The following is a 24547-nucleotide window of genomic DNA, read 5'->3' as shown; positions in this document are numbered from 1 at the left end:
CATGGCCTTCCGGGAGATCAATTCCAAGATGGTCGAGGCGACCGTGCTGCCCGGGCAGCGGCTGTTCAGCCAGCGCGGGGCGATGCTCGCCTACCGCGGTGAGGTGTCCTTCACCCCGAACGTGCAGGGCGGCCAGGGCGGCGTGATGTCCATGCTCGGGCGCCGGGTGGCCGGTGAGGCGGCCCCGCTGATGTCGGTGGAGGGCAGCGGCACCGTCTTCTTCGGGCACGGCGGCCACCACGTGCACGTCATCACCCTCTCGGGCGACACCCTGTACGTCGAGGCCGACCGGCTGCTCGCCTTCGAGGGCACGCTCCGGCAGGGCACGATGTTCATGGGCTCGCAGGGCGGCGTGATGGGCCTGGTCCGGGGCCAGGTCACCGGCCAGGGGCTGTTCACCACCACGCTGCAGGGACAGGGTTCCGTCGCCGTGATGGCGCACGGCGGTGCCTTCGAGATCCCGGTCACCCCCCAGCGCCCGGTGCACGTCGACCCGCAGGCCTACGTCGCCCACCACGGCGACGTCCGCAACAGGCTGTCCACCGCGCTCGGCTGGCGGGACATGGTGGGCCGGGGCTCCGGCGAGGCCTTCCAGCTGGAGCTGAGCGGCAACGGCACGGTGTACGTCCAGGCCTCGGAGGAGAAGCTGTGAGCGCGTACGCGACCCCGGGCGGCCCGGTGGTGCACGACCCGACGACGCTGCCCGTCGACGACAACGTGAACAGGTACACGTTCTGCGTCGAGCTCAAGAGCGGGCAGTGGTTCCTGCAGAAGGGGAAGATGATCGCCTACTACGGGGCGATCGAGTTCAACGGCATCGGGCACGGCCGGCTCGACCGACTTGTCCGTACGTCGTTCCATTCGCCACTGCACGCGAGCGACTGGGTCGTGGCGGCGGGCTCGGGCAAGATGCTGCTGGCCGACCGGGCTTTCGACGTCAACTCCTACGACCTGGACGACGGGAACTTGACCATTCGCGCGGGCAATCTGCTCGCTTTTCAGCCAAGTCTCGCGCTGAAACAATCGATCGTGCCGGGTTTTCTGACGCTGATCGGAACCGGAAAGTTCGTCGCCGCCTCTAACGGTCCGGTGGTGTTCATGGAACCTCCGATCCGGGTCGCCCCTCAGGCCCTCGTCGGCTGGGCCGACTGCCCGTCTCCGTGCCATCACTACGACCACGGGTACCTGACGGGCGTACTGGGCGGTCTACGTGCGGCGACTGGGCTCGGCGGGGTATCCGGCGAGGAGCACCAGTTCGAGTTCGCGGGCGCCGGGACGGTCCTGCTGCAGTCGTCCGAGGCCCTCATGGCCGAGGCGGCGACGGGGGCGGTTCCACCCGAGCCGGGGGTGCCCGGCGGTGGCGGAACGGCACCGGGCGGACACCGTCCGCAATCGCCGGGTGCACCGCGCCTTCCCGGACAGCTGGGAGACCTCCAGCGTCGCTTCGGGCTGTGAGCGGTAGTCTGCGGAGTGTGACGTCGAACGCGTGCGCACTGTCACACCACCCGAAATAGTTCGCCATTCAACTTCTTAGGTAGACTTCATTCATGGAGACCGAGACGGCCACGCGCTGGCTGACCGATGCGGAGCAGTGCGCCTGGCGCACCCACCTGGAGGTCAACAGGCTGTTGACGTACCAGCTCGAAAAGGACCTGCAGCCGTTCGGCCTGACAATGAACGACTACGAGATCCTGGTGAACCTGTCCGAGTCGGACGACGTACGGATGCGGATGAGCGATCTCGCCTCCGCGACCCTGCAGTCCAAGAGCCGGCTCTCGCACCAGATCACGCGCATGGAGAACGCGAACCTGGTCCGCCGTGAGAACTGCGAGTCCGACCGGCGGGGACTGTACGCCGTGCTGACCGAGCACGGCATGGAGACGATGAAGAAGGTGGCGCCGCACCACGTGGCATCGGTGCGGCGGCACTTCATCGACCTGCTGTCACCGGAGGCCCTGATAGAGCTGGACAAGGAGCTCAGGCCGATCGCCGAGCACCTTCGGGGGCAGCGCGGGCGTCCCTGACCCGGCCGTGCCCGGGTGCGGGGGCGGCGAGGCCCGCTGGGCCGCCGCCCCCGCACCCGCGCCTCCGTGCGCACCCTCAAGCCCGGTGAACGCCACGGGCTCTCCGGGCGCCGCCGTGCTTCAGGAGCGGGAATCGTCCCCGGCCGGCCCCCGGTTCGCCGCCTCGCGCCGCCAGGGCGCCGCGAGCAGCGCGGCCGACACCGCCACCGCGCCCGACACCAGGAAGCACCCGCCGAGCGGCAGGGCGCCGATCAGCAGGCCGGTCAGCAGCGCACCGCCGGAGCCGCCCGCGTTGACCGCGGCGTTCACCCACGCCCCGGCCCGGGTCCGGTCCTCCCGCGCCGCCGTCTCGTCGGCCAGCAGGTACGCCGTCGTCAGGGCCGGAGCGACGAACGCCCCCGCGCAGACCATGGCCGCGGTCAGCGTCCACAGGCCGGGCGCGACGCCCGCCAGGGCGACCACCACCCCGAGCGACCCGGCGAACCAGCACAGCCGTGCCCGGGTGCCCGTGCGCCACCGCACCGCCCCGCTCGCCAGCCCGCCCACCGCGCTGCCCGCGCTGAGCGCTCCCAGCACCCAGGGCACCACGGCCGGGTCGTACGACCGCCGGCCGGCGAAGGCGAGCACCAGCAGGTCCACCCCGCTCAGCGCGAGACCTGCGCCGGCGGCCACGGCCACCGCGGGCAGCAGGCCGGCGACCCGGCCGGGCCTCGCACCGCGGGTGACCGGACGCGGCCCGGTCATCACCGGGGAGGAGACGAAGGCACCGGTGCCGGCGACCACCAGCAGGGCGCTGAGCAGGATGCCGGCCGCGGGCGGGGCGAAGCCCACCAGCAGGCCGACGAGGGCCGGCCCGGACACGTAGAGCAGTTCCTCGGCGACGCCGTCCAGGCTGTAGGCGCGCTGCAGCAGCAGCCGGTCGTCGACGAGCTCGGTCCACAGCGCGCGCATGGTGGGACCGAGCGGCGGCGCGCAGGCACCGGCGAGAACCGCGGCCGCGGCGACGGCGGGGGCCGGTGCCCCGGGCCGCCAGGTCAGCGCGGCCAGGACGCACAGCAGGGCGCCGTAGAGCGACGCCATGGGCAGCAGGGCCCGGCGTGGGCCGTACCGGTCGATCAGGGACGCGCGCAGCGGCATCAGGAAGACGGTGGCGGCCCCGAACAGGGACATCACGGCGCCTGAGACGGCGTAGGACCCGGTCGCCCGGGTGACGGAGAGCAGGACCGCGAGTGCGACCGTGCCGTAGGACAGGCGCGCGGTCAGCGCGGCGGCGAACGTGCGGCGCGCGTGCGGGACGCGCAGCACGGCGGCGTAGGTGGGCGGGGCGGGGCAGGGCGAAGCGGGTGCGGACATCGCTCGGGTTCCTCGCGTCGAGGCGGAAGAGGGGACACCGGGGCGCCGCGTCGGCCGGCGGTCGTTCGTCGGTGGCGGACGCGGGCGCGGTGTGCGCTCTATGCCAGGGCGGGGAACACGAGGGGGAAGTTAGCAGTGCCGGGCCGCGGTCGGCGCGATCAGCTCTCCGTGATCCCGGCCACCAGCTCGTCCGCCGCACGGTACGGGTCCAGTTCGCCGGCGACGATGCGCTCGGCGAGGGAGCTGAGGCGGCGGTCGCCGTGCAGGTCGCCGATGCGTGTCCGCAGCGCGGTGACCGCGATGGTCTCGACCTCGCGGGCCGCCCGGGCCCTGCGGCGCTCGGCGAGGACGCCGCGCTCCTCCATCCACGCGCGGTGCTTCTCCAGGGCCTCGACGACCTCGTCCACCCCCTCGGCCCGCGCGGCGACCGTCTTCACGATCGGCGGACGCCAGTCGCCGGGACCGCGGGACTCGCCCAGGCCCAGCATGTGGTTGAGTTCGCGGGCCGTCGCATCGGCGCCGTCGCGGTCCGCCTTGTTGACGACGTAGACGTCACCGATCTCCAGGATGCCGGCCTTCGCCGCCTGGATGCCGTCGCCCATGCCGGGCGCCAGCAGGACGACGGAGGTGTCCGCCTGGGCGGCGATCTCCACCTCCGACTGGCCGACGCCGACCGTCTCGACCAGGACCACGTCGCAGCCCGCCGCGTCCAGCACCCGGATGGCCTGCGGCGCGGCCCAGGCCAGCCCGCCGAGATGACCCCGGGTGGCCATCGAGCGGATGTAGACGCCGGGGTCGGAGGCGTGCTCCGACATCCGGACCCGGTCACCGAGCAGGGCGCCCCCGGAGAACGGGGACGACGGGTCGACGGCCAGGACGCCGACCCGCTTGCCCTGTTTGCGGTACGCCGTGACGAGCGCGGTGGTGGAGGTGGACTTGCCGACGCCCGGCGAGCCCGTCAGGCCCACCACGTAGGCGTTGCCCGTGAGCGGGGCGAGTGCCGCCATGACCTCCCTGAGCTGCGGGGACGCCCCCTCCACGAGGGAGATCAGCCGGGCCACGGCCCGTGGCCGGCCTTCCCTGGCCTGGGCCACCAGAGAGGAGACGTCCTGCATCACAGCTCCGTTCGCTCATGAGAAGTACAGGGGCACTCGGACCCCGCGTACCGGGGGTTTCAGGCCTTCGGTACCCGCACGATCAGCGCGTCACCCTGACCGCCGCCACCGCACAGCGCGGCCGCGCCGACACCGCCGCCGCGCCGCTTGAGCTCCAGCGCCAAGTGGAGCACGAGCCGGGCGCCCGACATGCCGATCGGGTGACCCAGCGCAATGGCGCCGCCGTTGACGTTCACCTTTTCCGTGGACACGCCGAGGTCCTTCATTGACTGCACGGCGACCGCGGCGAACGCCTCGTTGATCTCGACGAGGTCGAGGTCGGAGACCTCCAGGCCCTCCTTCTTCAGGGCGTGCAGGATGGCGTTGGACGGCTGGGACTGCAGGGAGTTGTCCGGACCGGCCACATTGCCGTGGGCGCCGATCTCGGCGAGCCAGGTGAGGCCCAGTTCCTCGGCCTTGGCCTTGCTCATCACGACCACGGCCGCCGCGCCGTCGGAGATCTGCGAGGAGGAGCCGGCGGTGATCGTGCCGTCCTTGGTGAAGGCCGGGCGCAGCTTGGCCAGGGACTCCGCGGTGGTGTCGCCGCGGATGCCCTCGTCCTTGCTGAAGACGACCGGCTCGCCCTTGCGCTGCGGGATCTCCACCGGGGTGATCTCCGCCTCGAAGACGCCGTTCTTCTGCGCGGCGGCGGCCCGCTGGTGGGAGAGGGCGGCGATCTCGTCCTGCTCGGCGCGGCCGAGGCCCAGGCGCGTGTTGTGCTTCTCGGTGGACTCGCCCATCGGGATGTTCTCCCACGGGTCGGTCAGGCCGTCGTGGGCCATCGCGTCGAGCATCTGGACCGCGCCGTACTTGAAACCCTCACGGGACTTCGGGAGCAGGTGCGGGGCGTTGGTCATGGACTCCTGACCGCCCGCCACGACGATGTCGAACTCACCCGCACGGATCAACTGGTCCGCGAGCGCGATCGCGTCCAGGCCGGACAGGCACACCTTGTTGACGGTGAGCGCCGGCACGTTCATCGGGATGCCGGCCTTGACCGCGGCCTGGCGGGCCGGGATCTGGCCCGCGCCGGCCGTCAGCACCTGCCCCATGATGACGTACTGCACCTGGTCGCCACCGATCCCCGCACGGTCGAGGGCGGCCTTGATCGCGAAGCCGCCGAGGTCGGCTCCGGAGAAGGACTTCAGCGAGCCCAGCAGTCGCCCCATGGGCGTACGGGCACCCGCGACGATCACCGAGCTGGTCGTTCCAGAAGGCATGAGCTGCGATCCCCTTACCGGCCCGTACGGGCCGAGGAGTGAACGAGGGTTTACTTCGAATGTACTGAGCGGTAGAGCACGCCGTCATCGGCCCGTCGGTGTGATCGCGCGCACGTTGCGTAACCATCCCAGGAGCGCTGCACTGAATCCATGCTGACGCGAATCGACCACATCGGGATCGCCTGTCACGACCTCGACACGACCGTCGAGTTCTACCGGGCCACCTACGGCTTCGAGGTGTTCCACACCGAGGTCAACGAGGAGCAGGGCGTGCGCGAGGCCATGCTCAGGATCAACGGGACCTCGGACGGCGGCGCCTCCTACCTCCAGCTGCTGGAGCCGACCCGCGAGGACTCGGCGGTGGGCAAGTGGCTGGCGAAGAACGGGGAGGGCGTCCACCACATCGCCTTCGGTACGGCGGACGTCGACGGGGACGCCGCCGCCATCCGCGGCAAGGGCGTACGCGTGCTGTACGACGAGCCGCGGATCGGGTCCATGGGGTCCCGGATCACCTTCCTGCACCCCAAGGATTGCCACGGCGTTCTCACAGAACTGGTCACTTCGGCCCCTGTTGAGTCGCCTGAGCACTGACCCCCGTACATATGGGCCGGTAGGGTTGGGGGCGGTCGTCCCTGAACGCGGGGGCGGCCGCATGCCGGGGTCCGGGTTTCGGGGGACGAGCGTCGGGGCAGCAGCCCGTGCTCCGCCGTTGATCTGACACCATTCCCCGGGGGCCCCGTTCGGCGGATGGACGGAGCTCGTCGAAGAAGCTGACCAGGGGACGGATGGGACCGCGCAGTGCGGGGCTACGAGAGCCAGGAGCGAGAGCCGGCGGCTGACGTCGACCACCTCTCTCGGTTCGAGGCCGAGATGAAGCGGCTGAAGACCGAGCGGGAAAAGGCGATCCAGCACGCCGAGGACCTCGGCTACCAGGTCGAGGTGCTGCGCGCCAAGCTGCACGAGGCGCGGCGCACCCTCATGACCCGGCCCGCCTACGACGGCGGTGACATCGGCTACCAGGCCGAGCAGTTGCTCCGCAATGCCCAGATGCAGGCCGAGCAGCTGCGCCAGGACGCCGAGCGGGAGCTGAGCCAGGCCCGCGCGCAGACCCAGCGCATCCTGCAGGAGCACGCCGAGCAGGCCGCCCGGCTCCAGGCGGAGCTGCACCAGGAGGCGGTGACCCGGCGCCAGCAGCTCGACCAGGAGCTGGCCGAGCGCCGTTCCACGGTCGAGTCGCACGTCAACGAGAACGTGGCCTGGGCCGAGCAGCTGCGGGCCCGCACCGAGCAGCAGGCCCGCCGGCTGCTGGACGAGTCCCGCGCCGAGGCCGAGCAGGCCATGGCCGCCGCCCGCGCGGAGGCCGAGCGGCTGACCCGGGAGGCCCGGGAGCGGCTGCAGAGCGACGCCGAGGCCGCCCGCGCGGAGGCCGAGCAGATCCTGCGCCGCGCCCGCACGGACGCCGAGCGCCTGCTGAACGCCGCGTCCACCCAGGCCCAGGAGGCCACCGAGCACGCCGAGCAGCTGCGTACCGCCACCGCCACCGAGTCGGACACCGCCCGCCGCCAGGCCACCGAGCTGAGCCGGGCCGCCGAGGAGCGGATGGCGGCGGCCGAGGAGGCGCTGCGCAAGGCGCAGGCCGAGTCCGAGAAGGTGGTCACCGAGGCGAAGGAGGCCGCCGCCAAGGCCCTCGCCAGCGCCGCGGCCGCCAACGAGACGCGTACCCGTACGGCCAAGGAGCAGGTCGCCCGGCTGGTCGAGGAGGCCACCAAGGAGGCCGAGAACACCAGGTCCGAGGCCGAGCAGGCGATCGCGGACGCCCGCGCCGAGGCCGAGAAGATCGTCGCCGAGGCCGCCGAGAAGGCCCGCTCGATCACCGCCGAGGAGACGGCCAGCCAGCTGGCGAAGGCGGCCCGGACCGCCGAGGACGTCCTCAACAAGGCGTCCGAGGACGCCCAGAAGACCACCAGGGCCGCCACCGAGGAGGCCGAGCGGATCCGCAGCGAGGCCGAGGCCGAGGCGGACCGGCTGCGCGCCGAGGCGCACGACATCGCCGAGCAGCTCAAGGGCGCGGCGAAGGACGACACCAAGGAGTACCGCGCCAAGACGGTCGAGCTGCAGGAGGAGGCCCGCCGGCTGCGCGGCGAGGCCGAGCAGCTGCGCGCCGACGCGGTCGCCGAGGGCGAGTCGATCCGCGCCGAGGCCCGCCGCGAGGCCGTCGCGCAGATCGAGGAGGCGGCCAAGTCCGCCGAGGAGCTGCTGGCCAAGGCCAAGGCGGATGCCGACGAGCTGCGGCAGAAGGCCACCACGGACAGCGAGAAGGTCCGCACCGAGGCCATCGAGCGCGCCACCGCGCTGCGCCGGCAGGCCGACGAGACCCTGGAGCGCACCCGCAGGGAGGCCGAGCGGCTGCGCGCCGAGGCCGCCGAGCGTGCCGAGACGGTCGGGGCCGACGCCGAGCGGGCCGCGCGGGAGCTGCGCGAGGAGACCGAGCGTGCCGTCGAGGCCCGCCGCGCCGAGGCCGCCGAGGAACTGACCCGGCTGCAGACCGAGACCCAGGACCGGCTGGCCGCCGCCGAGCAGGCGCTCACCGACGCCCGCGAGGAGGCCGCCCGGATCCGCCGGGAGACCGCCGAGGAGAGCGAGCGGCTGCGCGCGGAGGCCGCCGAGCGGATCCGCACCCTGCAGCAGCAGGCGGAGACGGAGGCGGACCGGCTGCGCGACGAGGCCGCCGCCGACGCGTCCGCCTCGCGTGCCGAGGCCGAGACCGTCGCCGTACGGCTGCGCTCCGAGGCCGCCGCCGAGGCGGAGCGGCTGAAGGCGGAGGCGCAGGACAGCGCCGACCGGATGCGCGCCGAGGCGCAGGCCGCCGCCGAGCGGCTGGGCACCGAGGCGTCCGAGACCCTGGCCGCCGCGCAGGAGGAGGCCGCCCGGCGCCGCCGCGAGGCCGAGGAACTCCTCGGTGCCGCGCGCGAGGAGGCCGACCAGGAGCGCCAGCGGGCCCGCGAGCAGAGCGAGGAGCTGCTGGCCTCCGCACGCAAGCGTGTGGAGGAGGCGCAGGCCGAGGCGACCCGTCTGGTGGAGGAGGCCGACCGGCGCGCCACCGAGATGGTCTCCGCCGCCGAGCAGCACGCCCAGCAGGTGCGGGACTCCGTCGCCGGGCTGCACGAGCAGGCCCAGGAGGAGATCACCGGGCTGCGCTCGGCCGCCGAGCACGCGGCGGAGCGCACGAAGCGCGAGGCCGAGGAGGAGGCGGACCGGGTCCGCGCCGACGCCTACGCCGAGCGGGAGCGGGCGAGCGAGGACGCGAGCCGGCTGCGGCGCGAGGCGAACGAGGAGTCCGAGGCCGCCAGGACGCTGGCCGAGCGTACGGTCGCGGAGGCGATCGGGGAGGCCGAGCGGCTGCGCTCGGAGGCGTCCGACTACGCCCAGCGGGTGCGCACCGAGGCGTCGGACGCCCTCGCCGAGGCCGACCAGGCCGCCACCCGTACCCGGGCGGACGCCCGCGAGGACGCCAACCGCATCCGCTCCGACGCGGCGACCCAGGCGGACACCCTGATCACCGAGGCCCGCAGCGAGGCCGAGCGGCTGCAGACCGAGACGGTCGCGGAGGCCGACCGGGTGCGCACCGAGGCGCTCACCGAGGCCGACCGGGTCCGTACGGAGGCCGTCGCCGCCGCCGAGCAGCTCCTCGGGGACGCCACCGGCGACGCCGAGCGGCTGCGCGCCGAGGCCGCGGAGACGGTCGGCTCGGCCCAGCAGCACGCGGAGCGGCTGCGGGCGGACGCCCAGCGGCTGCGGGCGGACGCGGAGGCGGAGGCCGAACGGCTCGTCGGCTCCGCGCGCGAGGAGGCCGACCGGACGCTGGACGAGGCCCGCAAGGAGGCCAACAAGCGGCGTTCGGAGGCGGCCGAGCAGGTCGACACGCTCATCACGGAGACCGCGGCCGAGGCCGACAAGCTGCTCACCGAGGCACAGCAGCAGGCGCTGAAGACCACCGCGGACGCCGAGTCGCAGGCCGACACGATGGTCGGCGCCGCGCGCAGCGAGGCCGAGCGGATCGTCGGCGAGGCGACCGTCGAGGGCAACTCGCTGGTGGAGAAGTCCCGTACGGACGCCGACGAACTGCTGGTCGGTGCCCGCCGGGACGCCACCGCCATCCGGGAGCGCGCGGAGGAGCTGCGCGACCGCATCACCGCCGAGGTCGAGGAGCTGCACGAGCGGGCCCGCCGGGAGGCCGCCGAGACCATGAAGACCGCCGGTGACCGCTGCGACGCGCTCATCAAGGCCGCCGAGGAGCAGCACGCCAAGGCGCAGGCCAAGGCGAAGGAGATCCTCTCCGACGCCAACTCCGAGGCGGGCAAGGTGCGCATCGCCGCCGTCAAGAAGGCGGAGGGGCTGCTCAAGGAGGCCGAGACGAAGAAGGCCACCCTCGTCAAGGAGGCCGAGGAGCTGAAGGCCGAGGCGATCCGCGAGGCCCGGCGCACGGTCGAGGAGGGAAAGCGCGAGCTGGAGATCCTGGTGCGCCGGCGCGAGGACATCAACGCCGAGATCTCCCGGGTGCAGGACGTCCTGGAGGCGCTGGAGTCCTTCGAGGCCCCGGGCGGCAAGGACAGCGGAGTCAAGGCGGGAGCGACCGTGGGCGCCCCCCGATCGGGTGGCAAGCCGTCAGAGGGGTAGCCTCCGGGAGGGATTCCGGTGTCTTCTGGGTGCTTTGCCCGAGTCCTTGGCAAGTCGTCCGACGGTCAGCCACCCAAAAGAGGTGTCATTCTCCAGATCAAACACGTATCCGCTCGATGACACACCGCTTCGGCCCCTAGGATTCCACCTATCACCTCACCGGTCTCATTCGACAGGAACCCCATGAGCGACACTTCCCCCTACGGCTTCGAGCTTGTGCGGCGTGGGTACGACCGCGCTCAGGTGGACGAACGTATCTCCAAGCTCGTCTCCGACCGTGACAGCGCTCTCGCCCGCATCACCGCGCTGGAGAAGCGCATCGAGGAGCTGCACCTCGAGACGCAGAACGCGCAGGCTCAGGTCACCGACGCCGAACCGTCGTACGCGGGTCTCGGCGCGCGGGTCGAGAAGATCCTGCGTCTGGCCGAGGAAGAGGCCAAGGAGCTGCGTGAGGAGGCCCGCCGGGCGGCCGAGCAGCACCGTGACCTCGCCGAGTCGGCGGCCCAGCAGGTCCGCAACGACGCCGAGACGTACGCGGCCGAGCGCAAGGCCAAGTCCGAGGACGAGGGCGTCCGGATCGTCGAGAAGGCCAAGGCCGACGCCTCCCAGCTGCGTTCCGAGGCGCAGAAGGACGCGCAGTCCAAGCGCGAGGAGGCGGACGCCCTCTTCGAGGAGACCCGCGCCAAGGCCGCGCAGGCCGCCGCCGACTTCGAGACGAACCTGGCCAAGCGCCGCGAGCAGTCCGAGCGCGACCTGGCCTCGCGTCAGCAGAAGGCCGAGAAGCGCCTCGCCGAGATCGAGCACCGGGCCGAGCAGCTGCGTCTGGAGGCGGAGAAGCTGCGCACGGACGCCGAGCGCCGCGCCCGCCAGACGGTGGAGACGGCCCAGCGCCAGGCCGAGGACATCGTGGCCGACGCGAACGCCAAGGCCGACCGCATCCGTTCGGAATCCGAGCGCGAGCTGGCCGCCCTGACCAACCGCCGCGACTCGATCAACGCCCAGCTGACGAACGTCCGCGAGATGCTCGCCACGCTGACCGGTGCCGCGGTGGCCGCGGCCGGCACGACGACCGACGACGAGCCGATCTCCCGGGGCGTTCCGGCGCAGCAGACCCGGTAAGGACCGCGCAGCCGTACGACGCCGCGAGGGGCGGCGGGACCAGGTCCCGCCGCCCCTCGCGCGCGAGCGTGTCCCGCGCGTCGCACCGCCCGCGTGTACGACGCGCCCGGCACCAGCCCGGCGCCGGCGGGTCGCCCGGGTCGCCGCCCGCGCGACCCACCCCTCGCACCGGCACGGCCATCCCGGCGGACGCCTGCCGCGACCCACCCCCTGTCACCGGTACGGCCATCCCGGCGGACGCCCGACGCGCGCCCCCCTGTCACCGGCACGGCCATCCCGGCGGACGCCTGCCGCGACCCACCCCCTGTCACCGGTACGGCGATCCAGGCGGACGCCCGAGTGGCAGGGCTCCGGTCCCCGTCCTAGCGTGGCCGCATGATCGAGCTGGAGGGGCTGACCAAGCGGTACGGCGACAAGGTGGCGGTCGACGGTCTCAGTTTCACGGTCCGGCCGGGCATCGTGACGGGCTTCCTCGGACCCAACGGTGCCGGGAAGTCCACGACCATGCGGATGATCCTCGGGCTCGACCGCCCCACCGCCGGCGACGTACGCATCGACGGCACGCACTACGACCGGCTCAAGGACCCGCTGACGTACATCGGCGCCCTGCTGGACGCCAAGGCCGTGCACGGCGGCCGCAGCGCCCGCAACCACCTGCTGTGCCTCGCGCAGAGCAACGGCATCGCGCCCCGCCGGGTGGCGGAGGTGCTGGACACCGTCGGGCTCACGGCGGTGGCGCGCAAGAAGGCCAAGGGGTTCTCGCTGGGCATGGGGCAGCGGCTGGGGATCGCCGGCGCGCTGCTCGGCGATCCGCGGATCCTGATGTTCGACGAGCCGGTCAACGGGCTCGACCCGGAGGGCATCCACTGGATCCGGAACCTGATGAAGTCGCTGGCCGCGCAGGGGCGGACGGTGTTCGTCTCCAGCCACCTCATGAGCGAGATGGCGCTGACGGCGGATCACCTGGTGGTCATCGGGCAGGGCCGGCTGCTCGCGGACACCTCCATGGCCGACTTCATCCGGCAGAACTCGCGGTCGTACGTCCGGATCCGCTGCCCGCAGCGCGAACGGCTGCTCGACGCACTGCACCAGGCCGGGATCACCGTGGTGGAGGCGGGCGGCGGGGCGCTGGAGGTGGCGGGCGGCAAGGCCGAGCAGATCGGTGAGCTGGCGGCCCGCAACGGGCTCGTGCTGCACGAGCTGAGCCCGCGGCAGGCCTCACTGGAGGAGGCGTTCATGCAGCTGACGGCAGGGGCGGTGGAGTACCACGCGCATTCCGGTCCCGAGTTCGAGCCCGGCCCCGCCGCGCAGGACTGGGGCGCCGGCTGGAAAGGTGCGTGAGCCATGGCGGCCGTACAGGTGATCCGGTCCGAGTGGACCAAGATCCGGTCGGTGTCGTCCACGGTGTGGACGCTGTCGCTGGCCGTGGTCGTCACCGTCGCGCTCGGGATGCTGATCTCGGCGCTGACGAGGAGTCAGTACGACGACATGCCCGCGCGGGAGCGGCTCTCCTTCGACCCCACGGTCATCAGCTTCGCGGGCATGACCCTGGGCCAGCTCGCCATGATCGTGTTCGGTGTGCTGGTCGTGTCGAACGAGTACAGCACCGGCATGATCCGGGTCTCGCTGGCCGCCGTGCCGCAGCGCGGCACCTTCCTGTTCAGCAAGATCGCGGTGGCCGCCGCGCTCGCGCTGGCCGTCGGCATGGTGACGAGCTTCGCCGCGTTCTTCCTCGGTCAGGCCATGCTCGGCCCCCACCGGAGCGCGATCGGCGACCCGGGGGTGCTGCGGGCGGTGTGCGGCGGCGGGCTGTACATGGCGCTGATCGCGATGTTCTCCATGGGGGTCGCCGCGATGCTGCGCTCGCCGATGCTGTCGCTGGGCATCCTGATGCCGTTCTTCTTCCTGATCTCCAACATCCTCGGCAACGTCGACGCCACGAAGAAGATCGGCCGGTTCCTGCCGGACCAGGCGGGCAGCCACATCATGCAGGTGGTGCCGAGAGTCGGCGACGACACGCCGTACGGCCCCTGGGGCGGGCTCGGGATCATGGCACTGTGGGTGATCGCCGCACTCGCCGGCGGTTACGCCCTCCTCAAGCGCCGGGACGCCCAGTAGAGACGTTGATCACACAACGTGGTGTTCTGGCTTTACCTTCCTTTGGGCGGAACCGTCAGCTCCTGGATATCCTCCTAACCCTTACGGGGGCGTGTGCCCCGCTGTCCTGAACCTTTCGATGGGTGCGGAGCATGATCGAGGCTGTCGGCCTGACCAAGCGCTACGGCGACAAGACCGCCGTGTACAACCTTTCCTTCCAGGTGCGGCCGGGCGCCGTCACCGGTTTCCTCGGGCCTAACGGCTCGGGCAAGTCCACGACGATGCGGATGATCCTCGGGCTGGACAATCCCACGTCCGGTGCGGTGACCATCGCCGGGCACCCGTACCGCAACCTGCCCAACGCCGCCCGCCAGGTCGGTGCCCTGCTCGACGCCAAGGCCGTGCACGGGGGCCGCAGCGCCCGCAACCATCTGCTGAGCCTGGCCCAGCTGTCGGGCATCCCGGCCCGCCGCGTGGACGAGGTCCTCGGTGTCGTCGGCCTCCAGGACGTGGCCAAAAAGCGCTCCAAGGGCTTCTCGCTCGGCATGGGCCAGCGCCTCGGCATCGCCGCCGCGCTGCTCGGCGACCCGCAGGTGCTGCTGTTCGACGAACCGGTCAACGGCCTGGACCCCGAGGGCATCCTCTGGGTCCGCAACCTGATGAAGGCGCTCGCGGCCGAGGGCCGTACGGTCTTCGTCTCCTCGCACCTGATGAGCGAGATGGCGCTGACCGCCGACCACCTGATCGTCATCGGGCGCGGGCAGCTGCTCGCGGACATGAGCGTGAAGGACTTCATCTCCGCCAACTCCGCGGACTTCGCGCGCGTGCGCACCCCGGACGGCGAGCCGCAGCTGCGCGAGAAGCTGTCCTCCTCGCTCACCGAGGCCGGTGGCCATGTGCTGCCGGAACAGGACGGCGCGCTGCGGGTGACCGGGCTGCCGCTGCCCCGGATCAGCGACCTCGCCCACGAGACGGGCGTCCGGCTGTGGGAGCTGTCGCCGCACCAGGCCTCGCTGGAGGAGGCGTACATGCGGATGACGCAGGCCGCCGTCGACTACCGCTCGTCCGTCGACCTGAAGGCGGGCCTGCAGCAGCCGCTGCCGCCCGGCGCGCAGCCGCCCATGCCGGTGCCCGGCCAGGGCCAGCCCGGCTGGTACGCCCCGCCGCCGCCCCAGCAGGGCGGGCAGCCCTTCGGGATGCCGGCCGCGCCCACGGGCCCGTACGGCGGCGCCCCGGCGGCTGCGTACGGCGCTCCCGGCGCCCCGGCCCCCAACCCGTACGCCCACCAGCCCGCGCAGCCGGCCCCGGCGGCCCCGCAGCCCGCTCCGGCCCAGCCGGTCGCCCAGCCCGCCCAGGCCCCGCAGGCCGCCCAGCCCGCCTCGGTTCCGCCTGCCCAGCCGTCCGCGCAGCCCGCGCAGAGCCTGCCGCCGGCCGCCGCCCCGGATGCCCCGGCCCCGGCCGCCACGCCGGCCGTGCCCGCGAGCGCGCCCGCGCCCCAGCCGGCCCCCGCCACTCCCCCGGCGCCCGCCTCCGACCCGGCCGCCGCCTCCGCGTCTGCCCCTGCCGACACCACCCAGCCCGAGGACGCCCGATGAGCACCCACCAGCCCCCGATGCCGCAGGCACCCGCCGCCGACTGGCAGGCGGCTCCCGGCGGCTCGTACCCCGGCTACACCTCGCCGATCCCGGTCGTGCGCACCCACCTCGGGCACGCGCTGGCGTCCGAGTGGACGAAGATCAGGTCCGTGCGGTCGACGATGTGGACGCTCGGCGTCTTCGTCGTGCTCGTCCTCGGCATCGGCCTGCTGTCCGGCGCGCTGGTCGAGGCCAACTCCGACTCCGGGAGCCTCAGCGGTGAGAACCCGCTGTCGTTCGGCTTCTTCGGGCTGCTGCTCGGCAGCATCTGCGTCATCACCCTCGGCGTGCTGACCACGGCGTCGGAGTACGGCACCGGCATGATCCGGACGACCATGACCGCGTGCCCCAGCCGGGCCCGGGTGCTGGCCGCGAAGGCGATCGTGTTCTTCGCCCTCGCCTTCGCCGTCACCCTGGTCACGTCCGGTTTCGTGGCCATGGTGCACGCGTCCATGCTGAGCGGCACCGACGCGCGGACCCCCAGCGGCGGGGACTGGTTCAAGGCCACCGTCGGCGTCAGCCTCTACATCGCACTGCTCGGCCTGTTCTCGCTGCTCATCGGCTCGGTCATCCGGCACTCCGCGGGCGCCATCACCATCATGATCGGCGTGCTGCTGGCGCCGCTGGTGCTCGCGCTGTTCATGGCCACCGAGTCGCTCAACAAGCTCCGCGAGTGGCTCTTCGAGTACTCGATCCCGAGCCAGCTGAGCGTGTTCTACGACAACTCCCTGAGCACTTCCGGCCCCTCGGGCTGGGAGCCCCTGTGGATCATGCTGGGCCTGACGGCGGCGGCCTACGCCGGGGCCTACGCACTGCTGCACCACCGGGACGTCTAGCCCGCGCCCGTGCCGGGCTCCCGCGCGCGGGAGCCCGGCCGCTTCAGAACCTCGGCGCGTTACGGGACCGCTGCACCCGCGTGGTGCGGCGGTCCTTCGCGTTCCAGCACGCCTTGTGCCAGTGCCGGCGGTCGTCGACGCCCGAGTGCTCCGGCCAGGCCACCACGTGCGGGACGCCGGAGGGGATCATCTGGTCGCAACCGGGGCAGCGGTAGGTCTTTCCCTCGGCGCTGGCACCGGCGACATGGCGCACGCTCCACGCCTCGCCCTGCCAGCTCTCCGAGGACTGCCAGCCGCCGTACCGGCCGGTGGGGTCGTCCTCGGCGCTCCGGCCCGACGATCCGGCTGCCTTCGGTCGGTTGCGGCGCGGGGACACGGGACACCTCTCGGGGCTATACAGGAAGCACGGGCTGCATCCAGCCTACGCGCCGCCGAGAGGGGTACGCGTAGAGCGGCAAACCGTACAAGTCCCCCTCCAGGGCGGCCCATTCCGCAGACAATCCGTAAATCTCTCCGCGAGACCGTGTCCTCGGCACGTGTCAGACGGTTATGCCGGGTGGGGGAGCTCCGAGCCGGAGCCAAGGAAGCGGGAAGAGCGATGCGCGTAGGAAGTTTTGTGCTGGCGGCCCAGTTCCCCGGACAGGGCCAGGGAGAGCCGCTGCACCGGGCGGTCCGCTCGGCGGAGGTCGCCGAGGAGGCCGGGCTGGACGCCGTCTGGCTGGCCGAGCACCACTTCGTGCCCTACGGCACCTGTCCGTCGGCGGTCACCCTGGCCGCCCTGCTGCTCGGCCGCACCCGCCGCATCCGCGTCGGTACGGCGGTCAGCGTACTGCCCACCGCGCACCCGGTCGCGCTCGGCGAGCAGGCCGCGCTGCTGCACCTGACGAGCGGCGGCCGGTTCAGTCTCGGCGTGGGCCGCGGCGGCCCCTGGGTGGACCTGGAGGTCTTCGGCACGAGCCTCGAGGCGTACGAACACGGATTCCCCGAATCACTCGATCTGCTGCTGCGCTGGCTGCGGGAACCGTCCGTGTCGGCCTCCGGCGAGCGGTTCACCTTCCGCGAGGTGCCGGTCGTACCCCGCCCCTCGGAGGCCCTGACGGACGCGCCCGGGCCCGAGGTCGTGCTCGCGTGCACCTCGCCGGCGAGCGTGCGGCTGGCCGCCGAGCGCGGCCTGCCCATGCTGCTCGGGATGCACGTCGGGGACGAGGAGAAGGCCGAGATGGTCGCCGCGTGGCGGCGCTCGGCCCGCGCGGCGGGCCGGCCGGCCGAGGAGATCGAGGGCGCCGCCCATGTGTCGGCCGGGGTCTGCCAGCTCGCCGACCGGCGCACGGACGCCGTGGAGACGCTGCTGAAGGCGATGCCGGGCTGGCTGAAGCAGGGCCTCGGCGCCCATGTGACGGTGGACGGGCGGGCGCGCGCGATGCGCGACCCGCACGCCTACACCGAACTGCTCTGCGGGCTGCACCCGGTGGGCACCCCGCAGCTCGCCGCCGACCGGCTCGCGGCCACCTCGGAGCGCACCGGCATCACCCGCTTCGCCCTCCTCACGGAGGGCTCCGGCGACCTCGCCGCCACGGAGGAGAACCTCCGGCGCCTGGGCGCCGAGGTGCTGCCCCGGTTGCGCTGAGGCGTCCCCGCGCACAAGCCACCTGGGGGGCTTGCCGCCCCGTAACGGATGCACCTCCCCCGGGTGGAGCGGCAAGCAGGCGACTGGATGCCTCGGCCGTGCCGAAGCCGCGCGTCAGCAGTCCCGGAGCTCCGGCGACTGGTTGAGCAACTGGTTGCGCGCCGACGTGAAGCGGGCCAGCGTCTCGTCCACCGAGGCGTCCAGCGGGAACACCGCCACGCGATGGCAGTTCTGGAAGGCCAGCCGTACCCCGAAGTGCCGCTGCAGCGCACCGCGTATGGCGTCACTCGCCAGCGCACGCAGCAGCTGACCGCGTGCCTGCTCGTCCGGCGGGGGCGTCTGGTTGTCGGCGAAGGGACCGCCGTCCACCTTCAGCTGGGCCACCAGGGAGCTGATCATCTCCCATGCGTAGGGCAGGGAGGTCCGGACGCAGTCGACGAATGCTGCTTCGTCGACCTCGCCTCGCTCGGCCTGTTCGAGTAGGGCCGGTGAGACGTCGAGCGACATGGGTTCTCCTCTCGCACCCCCGAACAGCGGGGGTTGCCGGACAGATAAGGGAGGTTCGCGATTTCGAACACTCTGAGTACAGGCACCGCGACCTCCAGTTCACTACGGTAGGCAACGGTCGGTGACCACACCAGCAGAATGCGTATATAGAACGGTCCCGTTACGCCCACAATCGGCCAGGGATGAACAAGAGTTTCCAGGGACAAATGGGGTGATCGCCGGAGAGCGGACGGGCGGATCGCGCGCACCGACGGGCGTCGAGTAGCGTTGCCGACCATGCGTCTCGTCATTGCCCGATGCTCGGTCGACTACGCCGGCCGGCTCACCGCCCACCTGCCCTCGGCGCCCCGACTGATCCTGGTCAAGGCGGACGGCAGCGTCTCCATCCACGCCGACGACCGGGCCTACAAGCCCCTCAACTGGATGTCGCCGCCCTGCACGCTGAAGGTGGGCGCGGGCGAGGACGAGGGTGTGTGGACCGTCGTCAACAAGGCGGGCGAGAAACTGATCATCACGATGGAGGAGATCCTCCACGACTCCTCGCACGAACTGGGCGTGGACCCCGGCCTGATCAAGGACGGCGTGGAAGCGCACCTGCAGGAACTGCTCGCCGACCGCATCGAGACGCTCGGCGACGGCTACACGCTGATCCGCCGCGAGTACATGACCGCGATCGGCCCCGTGGACATCCTCTGCCGGGACGCCGACGGGGGGACGGTCGCCGTGGAGATCAAGCGGCGCGGGGAGATCGACGGGGTGGAGCAACTCACGCGCTACCTGGAGCTGTTGAACCGCGACCCGCACCTCGCGCCGGTCCGCGGCGTCTTCGCCGCGCAGGAGATCAAGCCCCAGGCCCGCGTCCTCGCCACCGACCGCGGCATCAGCTGCCAGCTCCTCGACTACAACGCCCTCCGCGGCATCGAAGACGACAAGCTCCGCCTCTTCTGACTGCCCGGCCCCGAGGGCTTGGCACACGAGCCGCCGGCCCACCGCTTGACCGCCGCAGCGGTGCTCAGCCCGTGCGGCGGCGAGCGGCGGTGCTCAGCCCGTGCCGCGGCGGGCGGCGGTGTCTCACGGCACCTCAGGCCGGTTCGGCACCGCCGGCTCCCGGTGTCCTCGTGTCGGTTTGCGTGCCGGAGGGTAGGGGGCCGCTCGCCGTGTCCGTGGTGGACGGCGTCGACGAACCCGACGGCGTCGCGGTCTGCGAAGGCGTACCGGAGGACGACGACGGTGAGGACGGCGAGTGCGACGGCGTCTCCTTCGTCGGGGACGGCGAACCCGGCTTCGTCGTACTCGGCCTGGACGGCTTCGGCGACGCGCTCCCGGTGTGCGGCCCCTTCGTCCACCCCGACCCGGAGGAGGGCCCGGCGGGAACCTGCGGTGCCGGATCGTCGGCCGTGCCGTACGTGCCGTCGGGACCCGGCGCCGTGGGCCGGGAGGCGGCCGTAGCCCGCCCCTTGCCGGTCGCGCTGCCGGCGCCACCGCCGGCGCCGGTGTCCTTCGGGTCCGTACCCAGGCCGCCGTCGTCCAGGTCCTGGCTCGCCGGCGGGTGGACGTCGGCCCTGCCGGCCGGGTCCTTCCCCGCGTCCGGGGACGTCATGCCGAGGGTGACGACCGTACCGAGCACGGCGACGAGCAGCGCGCCCGAGCCGACCGCCACCAGATTGCGGCGTGCCAGGCGCCGCAGGCCACCGCCGTGCGGCTCGGCGGCCGGGAGCCGGCGGGTGGCCAGGGGGGCGCCGGCGAAGCCGTACGGCCGCGGCCCCGACTCCCCGAGCCGTGCCTCCGGCACCTCCTCGCCCGCCGCGGACCCCGCCCGGGTCAGCTCGCCCGCCACGGACCCGGCCCGCGTCACCTCGTCCCCCGCGAACCCCGCCGGGGTCACCTCACCTCCCGCGGACACCGCCCCCGTCGCCTCGCCCGAGCGGTCGGCGACCAGCGCCAGTGCCCGGCGGCCGGCCACGGTGCCCCGCTTGTCGGCGAGCGCCCCGCGCAGCCCGATGGAGGCCTCCAGCTCCGCGCGGGCCCGGTCGAGTTGCCCGCCGCAGAGCGCGAGCACCCCCAACTCGTGGTGGAAGTAGGCTTGTTCGGACACCTCACCGGCCGGACGTGCCGCCTCCGCGCCGGCGCGCAGGGCCCGCTCCCAGGCGCCCCAGTGGAGTCCGGCGGCGAACGCCGGCGCGGCGGTCCGGGCCAGCCGTACCGCGATCGCCTCCTCGCCCTCGGCGGGCGGGGACGTCTGCGGCACGGCGGCGGTGAGCGCGGCGAGAACCGCGTCGGCCTCCGCGCACACCCGCTCGGGGGTGACCGAGGGATGACCGGCCCACCAGGTGTAGTGCCGGGCGGCGATGAGGGCGTGGGCCGGCGCGTCGTCGGCGAATCCGGCGGCCTCGAGCTGGGTGAGTACGCCGGCGGCGAGGCGGTAGCGGGAGCCGACCGGGGACACCAGTCCGCACTCCACCAGCTCCCCGAGGGCGGCGTCCGCGTGCGTGTCGCCGACCAGGGCCGGCAGGTGTGCCTGATGGGGCACCTCATCGCCGAGCGCGACGGCGAACCGGAGGGTGGCGCGCGCCGAGGCGCTGAGCCGCGAGGCGAGCAGCGGGGCGGCGGCCGCGGCCTCGCCGAGGGAGGGCAGCGGGGCGCCCTCGTCCGGCTCCACGGGCAGGTCCACCGGCGGACGGGCGTCCTCGAAGACGCCGTACTCGTCCACCGCGCCGGTGCTGGCCCGCAGTTCCTCGCGCTGCCGGAGCAGGGCGCCGGCCTGGACGAACCGCAGTGGCAGTCCCTCGGACTCGAACCAGAGGTCGCCGGCCCAGTTGGCCTCGTCCTCGGTGAGGACCCGGCCGATGGTCCGCTCCAGGATCTCCACGCCCGCGGCGCGGTCGAGGCCGCCGAGGAACACCTCCTCGATCTCGGACTCGGCCGAGGGCGCGGGCACGTCCGGGGTGACGGCGAGCAGGAACGCGCACTCGGGGGTGGCGTCGAGCAGTTCGTCCAGGGCGGGGCCGCCGAACTCGGCGTCGTCCAGGAGGACGACCGCACCGATATCCCGCAGGGAGTCGAGCAGTTCGTCCCGTCCCGGGCGGTGGCCGGGGGCGTCGTACACGGCGTGGAAGAGGTCGTCGAGGACCTCGGCGGACGTGCGGTGGAAGCCGCTCAGGCGGACCACGCCGTCGGGGGCGAGGTCCCGGCAGTCCTCGGCGACCAGGTCGAGCAGGGCGGTGCGGCCGGAACCGCCGGGCCCGGTGAGCCGGACGGAACGGCCTCGGGCCAGCAGCCGGACCAGGCGCTCGCGTTCGTCCTGGCGCTCCAGCAGGGCGTGGGCCGGCAGGGCGGGGCCGGGCGGCACCGGCGGCCGGGCGGCGCGTTCGGCCTCCGCACGCTCGGCGAGTGTGCGCCTGCGGGGCCGACCCGGGTGCCCTCCCCCGCTCCCGGCCTCGCCCGGGCGGGCGGTGCCCCAGGGCGGGCAGAGTTCTATCTCGCTGCCGTCGACCGGGTTGACCGTGAGCAGCAGATCACCGCAGACGACCTGCGCCGTACGGGCGAGTGCGGGCGCGCCCGGGACGAAGTCGGAGGTGAGGGATTCCCGAGGCGAGCGCCGGCTGTACGCCGGTCCGTGCTCCTCGGGTCCCGGGGTGTTCGGGTCCATGGGTTCAAGCCCCCCAAAAGCGTCGTGTGCCCGTGATCCGGTCCCTCCCGGCCTTGACGCACACCGCGCTGCCGCTTCCGGCCCGGGCCCGCTCGGCCGAGGGTTGCGAGGTGGCGGGCGACCGAACCCTAAACCCTCGCTCAGTATCTCCGACAGGGTGGGGTGCCGTGCGGCCCGAGACGTCACGGTCTTGTGAGGATTGCCCCTGACGTGCGCTTCGACGGCTGCGCCCGGGTCTCACCCGTCGCCTCCCGCACATCCGGCCGGAGCGTCACACGCGGGGCAGCGACTCCACGCCGATGCCGCCCTCGATGGCGAGGATGCGGTGCAGCCGGGTGGCCACCAGCAGGCGCTGCATCTGCTGGGGCACCCCGCGCAGCACCAGACGGCGACCGCAGCGGCCGGCCCTGCGGTGGGCACCCATGATCACCCCGAGGCCGGTGGCGTCCCAGGAGTCCAGTCCGGACAGGTCGAGCACCAGGTCACCGACTCCGCCGTCGACGGCCGAGTGCAGGGCCGTACGGGCGTCCGCCGCGCTGCGGACGTCGAGGCGGCCCCCGACGACCAGCTCGGCGTGGTCGCCCCTGATGTACATATGCGCTCCCCGTTGAGTGCGGTTGGCGTACTCCGTGACGGTGCTGTGCACCGTCTGACTGTGTGAGTGGCGGTGCGGTTGCTGCTTGTAAGCGAACCGATACCGAATTCACCCCTGAGGGTGATCCCCCTGGGGTGAATGTCCGGCGTATGCGTGTACGGATGGGCCTCGCTACGTCGTACCGGCGAGTGCCGCTACGACGCACCGGTGCTTCTCAGTACGCGTAGAAGCCCTGCCCGCTCTTACGGCCGATGTCACCGGCGTCCACCATCCGGCGCATCAGCTCCGGCGGGGCGAACTTCTCGTCCTGGGACTCGGTGTAGATGTTGCCGGTGGCGTGCAGCAGGATGTCGACGCCGGTCAGGTCGGCGGTGGCGAGCGGGCCCATGGCGTGGCCGAAGCCCAGTTTGCAGGCGAGGTCGATGTCCTCGGCGGTCGCGACGCCCGACTCGTAGAGCTTGGTCGCCTCGACGACGAGGGCGGAGATGAGCCGGGTGGTGACGAAGCCGGCGACGTCCCGGTTGACGACGATGCAGGTCTTGCCGACGGACTCGGCGAACTCCCGCGCGGTGGCGAGGGCTTCGTCGCTCGTCTTGTAGCCGCGGACCAGCTCGACGAGCTGCATCATCGGCACCGGCGAGAAGAAGTGCACGCCGACGACCCGCTCGGGGCGCTCGGTGGCCGCCGCGATCTTGGTGATCGGGATGGCGGAGGTGTTGGAGGCGAGCACGGCGTCCTCGCGCACGAGCTTGTCGAGCGCGCGGAAGATCTCGTGCTTGACCTCCAGCTTCTCGAAGACGGCCTCGACGACGATGTCGGCGTCGGCGGCCGCGTCCAGATCGGTGGTCGGGGTGATGCGGGCCAGGGCGGCCTCGGCGTCGTCCGCCGCCAGCCTGCCCTTGCCGACGAACTTGTCGTACGAGGCCTTGATGCCGTCGGTGCCACGCCGCAGCGCCTCGTCGGTGACGTCACGCAGGACGACGTCCCAGCCCGCCTGCGCGGCGACCTGGGCGATTCCGGACCCCATGAGACCGGCCCCGATGACAGCGAGCTTCCGTGCCACTCCGACTCCCTAGAACGCTCTCCAAGTCTGTTTCTCCGGCGGACCCTAGCGGTCCGGCGGCGCTGTGTGAGCGGTAAGTAACGCGTGTCACGGTCTCAGGACGTGAGACACCGGTCACGTCCGATGACGGGCCCGGTGACGCTTCCGGCGGCCGGGCCGGCGGGAGTCCGGTCACCGTGCCCCGGACGCCAATCTCTCGCCGGTTCGCCCCGGTTGGCGCCGTGTGGACCGGGCGGGGCCGGAGGGCGCCGGCCGGGCCGCGGGGCGCCGCACGCCCGTGTCCCGCTCAGCCTGCCGCGCGGACGGCGTAGTTGAGGACCCGCTCGCTCAACAGGTCCTCCATGTCGTCCAGCAGGACGAGCACCTCTCGTGACACTTCGTCCGGTTCGCGGCCCTTGACCATCTCGCGTCCGATGACCGCCATGACCGTGCCGTGCACCCAGCCGATCTGGCCCGCCACCAGGTGGGGCAGTTCGTCACCGTCCGCCGCGCCGGTCTCCGCGCGCAGCACCTGCTCCAGGTTGGCCTGCACCTCCTGGGCGATCGCCCACAGCCGGGAGCGCAGCGCGGGTGCCTCCTCGATGACCTTCATGAAGGCCGCGTAGCCGGGCATCAGGCCGATCCGCGGAGAGACCGCTTCGGCCTCCTCGCGCAGCTCGCGCAGGACGGCGACGGCGGCCGACTCGCCCTCGCGCCGGCCGCGCACCCAGCGCGCGAGCCGGTCGGTCACCCCGGCCGAGCGGTCGAGGAAGAGGTCCTCCTTGGCCGGGAAGTAGTTGTAGACGGTGTTCACGGAGACGTCGGCGGCCTCGGCGATCTCCGCGACGGTCACCGCGTCGAAGCCGCGCTCCAGGAACAGTCCCGTGGCGACATCGGAGATGTACTGCCGGGTCTGCCGCTTCTTGCGCTCCCTGAGTCCCTCTGCCATGCCCGTATCCTAACTTCGCTGGGCCGCCTGAAAACTTGGAGGCGTTGCAATTTTTCAGTGACTC

At 72.7% G+C, this 24547-nt stretch carries 21 protein-coding genes; 12 read left to right on the top strand and 9 right to left on the bottom strand.

Annotated elements, in window-relative coordinates; translation table 11 throughout:
• The first annotated feature begins 1 nt into the window (after position 1).
• The 3 genes from ABVB68_RS13570 to ABVB68_RS13560 all read left to right on the top strand — a co-directional run bounded on the left by ABVB68_RS13570 (position 2) and on the right by ABVB68_RS13560 (position 2024).
• Positions 2 to 652 carry an AIM24 family protein gene (locus tag ABVB68_RS13570; protein ID WP_353601218.1) on the top strand — a complete coding sequence of 217 codons (651 nt, stop codon included), beginning with the start codon at positions 2 to 4 and terminating at the stop codon, positions 650 to 652.
• Entirely contained in the window at positions 649 to 1455 is an 807-nt protein-coding gene (locus ABVB68_RS13565; RefSeq protein ID WP_353601217.1) for an AIM24 family protein, read from the top strand. The genes ABVB68_RS13570 and ABVB68_RS13565 overlap by 4 nt, the downstream gene beginning before the upstream one ends.
• Before the next feature lie 92 nt (positions 1456 to 1547).
• The gene (locus tag ABVB68_RS13560; RefSeq protein WP_353601216.1) at positions 1548 to 2024 is read left to right on the top strand and encodes a MarR family winged helix-turn-helix transcriptional regulator; all 477 of its coding nucleotides are present in this window, start codon (positions 1548 to 1550) and stop codon (positions 2022 to 2024) included.
• Positions 2025 to 2144: 120 nt separating this feature from the next.
• Here ABVB68_RS13560 and ABVB68_RS13555 read toward each other — a convergent pair whose 3' ends face one another.
• The 3 genes from ABVB68_RS13555 to ABVB68_RS13545 form a co-directional block, all read right to left on the bottom strand.
• Positions 2145 to 3377, bottom strand: a complete 1233-nt coding sequence (locus ABVB68_RS13555) for an MFS transporter (RefSeq protein WP_353601215.1) — start codon at positions 3375 to 3377, stop codon at positions 2145 to 2147.
• A 158-nt stretch (positions 3378 to 3535) separates the two neighbouring features.
• Positions 3536 to 4492 carry a methylmalonyl Co-A mutase-associated GTPase MeaB gene (meaB, locus tag ABVB68_RS13550; protein ID WP_353601214.1) on the bottom strand — a complete coding sequence of 319 codons (957 nt, stop codon included), beginning with the start codon at positions 4490 to 4492 and terminating at the stop codon, positions 3536 to 3538.
• A gap of 59 nt (positions 4493 to 4551) precedes the next feature.
• A complete protein-coding gene (locus tag ABVB68_RS13545) occupies positions 4552 to 5751 on the bottom strand; it encodes an acetyl-CoA C-acetyltransferase (RefSeq protein ID WP_353601213.1) in 1200 nt (399 codons plus the stop codon).
• A gap of 150 nt (positions 5752 to 5901) precedes the next feature.
• Between ABVB68_RS13545 and mce the strand changes: the two genes are divergently transcribed.
• The 7 genes from mce (at position 5902) to ABVB68_RS13510 (ending at position 16114) form a co-directional block, all read left to right on the top strand.
• Positions 5902 to 6342: a methylmalonyl-CoA epimerase gene (gene mce, locus ABVB68_RS13540; RefSeq protein WP_353601212.1), complete on the top strand. Its 441-nt coding sequence runs from the start codon at positions 5902 to 5904 to the stop codon at positions 6340 to 6342.
• 207 nt (positions 6343 to 6549) lie between these two features.
• Positions 6550 to 10428: a polarized growth protein Scy gene (gene scy, locus ABVB68_RS13535; protein WP_353601211.1), complete on the top strand. Its 3879-nt coding sequence runs from the start codon at positions 6550 to 6552 to the stop codon at positions 10426 to 10428.
• Positions 10429 to 10611: 183 nt separating this feature from the next.
• Positions 10612 to 11547, top strand: coding sequence for a coiled-coil domain-containing protein (locus ABVB68_RS13530; protein WP_353601210.1), 936 nt, complete (start codon positions 10612 to 10614; stop codon positions 11545 to 11547).
• A gap of 375 nt (positions 11548 to 11922) precedes the next feature.
• The gene (locus ABVB68_RS13525) at positions 11923 to 12888 is read left to right on the top strand and encodes an ABC transporter ATP-binding protein (protein WP_353601209.1); all 966 of its coding nucleotides are present in this window, start codon (positions 11923 to 11925) and stop codon (positions 12886 to 12888) included.
• A gap of 3 nt (positions 12889 to 12891) precedes the next feature.
• A complete protein-coding gene (locus ABVB68_RS13520) occupies positions 12892 to 13665 on the top strand; it encodes an ABC transporter permease (RefSeq protein WP_353601208.1) in 774 nt (257 codons plus the stop codon).
• Positions 13666 to 13796: 131 nt separating this feature from the next.
• Complete coding sequence (locus ABVB68_RS13515) at positions 13797 to 15239, top strand: ABC transporter ATP-binding protein (protein ID WP_353601207.1); 1443 nt, start codon at positions 13797 to 13799, stop codon at positions 15237 to 15239.
• Positions 15236 to 16114 carry an ABC transporter permease gene (locus ABVB68_RS13510; RefSeq protein ID WP_353601206.1) on the top strand — a complete coding sequence of 293 codons (879 nt, stop codon included), beginning with the start codon at positions 15236 to 15238 and terminating at the stop codon, positions 16112 to 16114. The genes ABVB68_RS13515 and ABVB68_RS13510 overlap by 4 nt, the downstream gene beginning before the upstream one ends.
• A gap of 43 nt (positions 16115 to 16157) precedes the next feature.
• Here ABVB68_RS13510 and ABVB68_RS13505 read toward each other — a convergent pair whose 3' ends face one another.
• A complete protein-coding gene (locus ABVB68_RS13505) occupies positions 16158 to 16490 on the bottom strand; it encodes an Rv1322 family protein (RefSeq protein ID WP_353601205.1) in 333 nt (110 codons plus the stop codon).
• Between the two features lie 222 nt (positions 16491 to 16712).
• On the opposite strand from ABVB68_RS13505, the gene ABVB68_RS13500 reads away from it, so the two are divergent.
• The gene (locus ABVB68_RS13500; RefSeq protein ID WP_353601204.1) at positions 16713 to 17741 is read left to right on the top strand and encodes an LLM class flavin-dependent oxidoreductase; all 1029 of its coding nucleotides are present in this window, start codon (positions 16713 to 16715) and stop codon (positions 17739 to 17741) included.
• Positions 17742 to 17855: 114 nt separating this feature from the next.
• On the opposite strand, the gene ABVB68_RS13495 is transcribed toward ABVB68_RS13500, so the two are convergent.
• Positions 17856 to 18248, bottom strand: coding sequence for an SCO5389 family protein (locus tag ABVB68_RS13495; protein ID WP_189891712.1), 393 nt, complete (start codon positions 18246 to 18248; stop codon positions 17856 to 17858).
• Between the two features lie 276 nt (positions 18249 to 18524).
• On the opposite strand from ABVB68_RS13495, the gene nucS reads away from it, so the two are divergent.
• Positions 18525 to 19196, top strand: coding sequence for an endonuclease NucS (gene nucS, locus ABVB68_RS13490; protein ID WP_353601203.1), 672 nt, complete (start codon positions 18525 to 18527; stop codon positions 19194 to 19196).
• Between the two features lie 133 nt (positions 19197 to 19329).
• On the opposite strand, the gene ABVB68_RS13485 is transcribed toward nucS, so the two are convergent.
• From ABVB68_RS13485 to ABVB68_RS13470, 4 genes are all read right to left on the bottom strand, one after another.
• Positions 19330 to 21897, bottom strand: a complete 2568-nt coding sequence (locus ABVB68_RS13485) for an ATP-binding protein (protein WP_353601202.1) — start codon at positions 21895 to 21897, stop codon at positions 19330 to 19332.
• A gap of 271 nt (positions 21898 to 22168) precedes the next feature.
• Positions 22169 to 22492, bottom strand: a complete 324-nt coding sequence (locus ABVB68_RS13480) for an STAS domain-containing protein (protein ID WP_353601245.1) — start codon at positions 22490 to 22492, stop codon at positions 22169 to 22171.
• A gap of 214 nt (positions 22493 to 22706) precedes the next feature.
• The gene (locus tag ABVB68_RS13475) at positions 22707 to 23555 is read right to left on the bottom strand and encodes a 3-hydroxyacyl-CoA dehydrogenase family protein (RefSeq protein WP_353601201.1); all 849 of its coding nucleotides are present in this window, start codon (positions 23553 to 23555) and stop codon (positions 22707 to 22709) included.
• 286 nt (positions 23556 to 23841) lie between these two features.
• Entirely contained in the window at positions 23842 to 24483 is a 642-nt protein-coding gene (locus ABVB68_RS13470; RefSeq protein ID WP_353601200.1) for a TetR/AcrR family transcriptional regulator, read from the bottom strand.
• Positions 24484 to 24547: the final 64 nt, after the last annotated feature.

The organism is Streptomyces sp. NPDC096012, assembly GCF_040426375.1.
Classification (GTDB): domain Bacteria; phylum Actinomycetota; class Actinomycetes; order Streptomycetales; family Streptomycetaceae; genus Streptomyces.
This window is presented reverse-complemented; position numbering and strand designations above follow the sequence as displayed.

Bases quoted from the DNA above. Each gene is read 5' to 3' on its own strand.
- ABVB68_RS13570 (WP_353601218.1), top strand. From the start codon at position 2: ATGGCCTTCCGGGAGATCAATTCCAAGATGGTCGAGGCGACCGTGCTG.
- ABVB68_RS13560 (WP_353601216.1), top strand. From the start codon at position 1,548: ATGGAGACCGAGACGGCCACGCGCTGGCTGACCGATGCGGAGCAGTGC.
- ABVB68_RS13555 (WP_353601215.1), bottom strand. From the start codon at position 3,377: ATGTCCGCACCCGCTTCGCCCTGCCCCGCCCCGCCCACCTACGCCGCC.
- meaB (WP_353601214.1), bottom strand. From the start codon at position 4,492: ATGCAGGACGTCTCCTCTCTGGTGGCCCAGGCCAGGGAAGGCCGGCCA.
- ABVB68_RS13545 (WP_353601213.1), bottom strand. From the start codon at position 5,751: ATGCCTTCTGGAACGACCAGCTCGGTGATCGTCGCGGGTGCCCGTACG.
- mce (WP_353601212.1), top strand. From the start codon at position 5,902: ATGCTGACGCGAATCGACCACATCGGGATCGCCTGTCACGACCTCGAC.
- ABVB68_RS13530 (WP_353601210.1), top strand. From the start codon at position 10,612: ATGAGCGACACTTCCCCCTACGGCTTCGAGCTTGTGCGGCGTGGGTAC.
- ABVB68_RS13525 (WP_353601209.1), top strand. From the start codon at position 11,923: ATGATCGAGCTGGAGGGGCTGACCAAGCGGTACGGCGACAAGGTGGCG.
- ABVB68_RS13520 (WP_353601208.1), top strand. From the start codon at position 12,892: ATGGCGGCCGTACAGGTGATCCGGTCCGAGTGGACCAAGATCCGGTCG.
- ABVB68_RS13515 (WP_353601207.1), top strand. From the start codon at position 13,797: ATGATCGAGGCTGTCGGCCTGACCAAGCGCTACGGCGACAAGACCGCC.
- ABVB68_RS13510 (WP_353601206.1), top strand. From the start codon at position 15,236: ATGAGCACCCACCAGCCCCCGATGCCGCAGGCACCCGCCGCCGACTGG.
- ABVB68_RS13500 (WP_353601204.1), top strand. From the start codon at position 16,713: ATGCGCGTAGGAAGTTTTGTGCTGGCGGCCCAGTTCCCCGGACAGGGC.
- ABVB68_RS13495 (WP_189891712.1), bottom strand. From the start codon at position 18,248: ATGTCGCTCGACGTCTCACCGGCCCTACTCGAACAGGCCGAGCGAGGC.
- nucS (WP_353601203.1), top strand. From the start codon at position 18,525: ATGCGTCTCGTCATTGCCCGATGCTCGGTCGACTACGCCGGCCGGCTC.
- ABVB68_RS13485 (WP_353601202.1), bottom strand. From the start codon at position 21,897: ATGGACCCGAACACCCCGGGACCCGAGGAGCACGGACCGGCGTACAGC.
- ABVB68_RS13480 (WP_353601245.1), bottom strand. From the start codon at position 22,492: ATGTACATCAGGGGCGACCACGCCGAGCTGGTCGTCGGGGGCCGCCTC.
- ABVB68_RS13470 (WP_353601200.1), bottom strand. From the start codon at position 24,483: ATGGCAGAGGGACTCAGGGAGCGCAAGAAGCGGCAGACCCGGCAGTAC.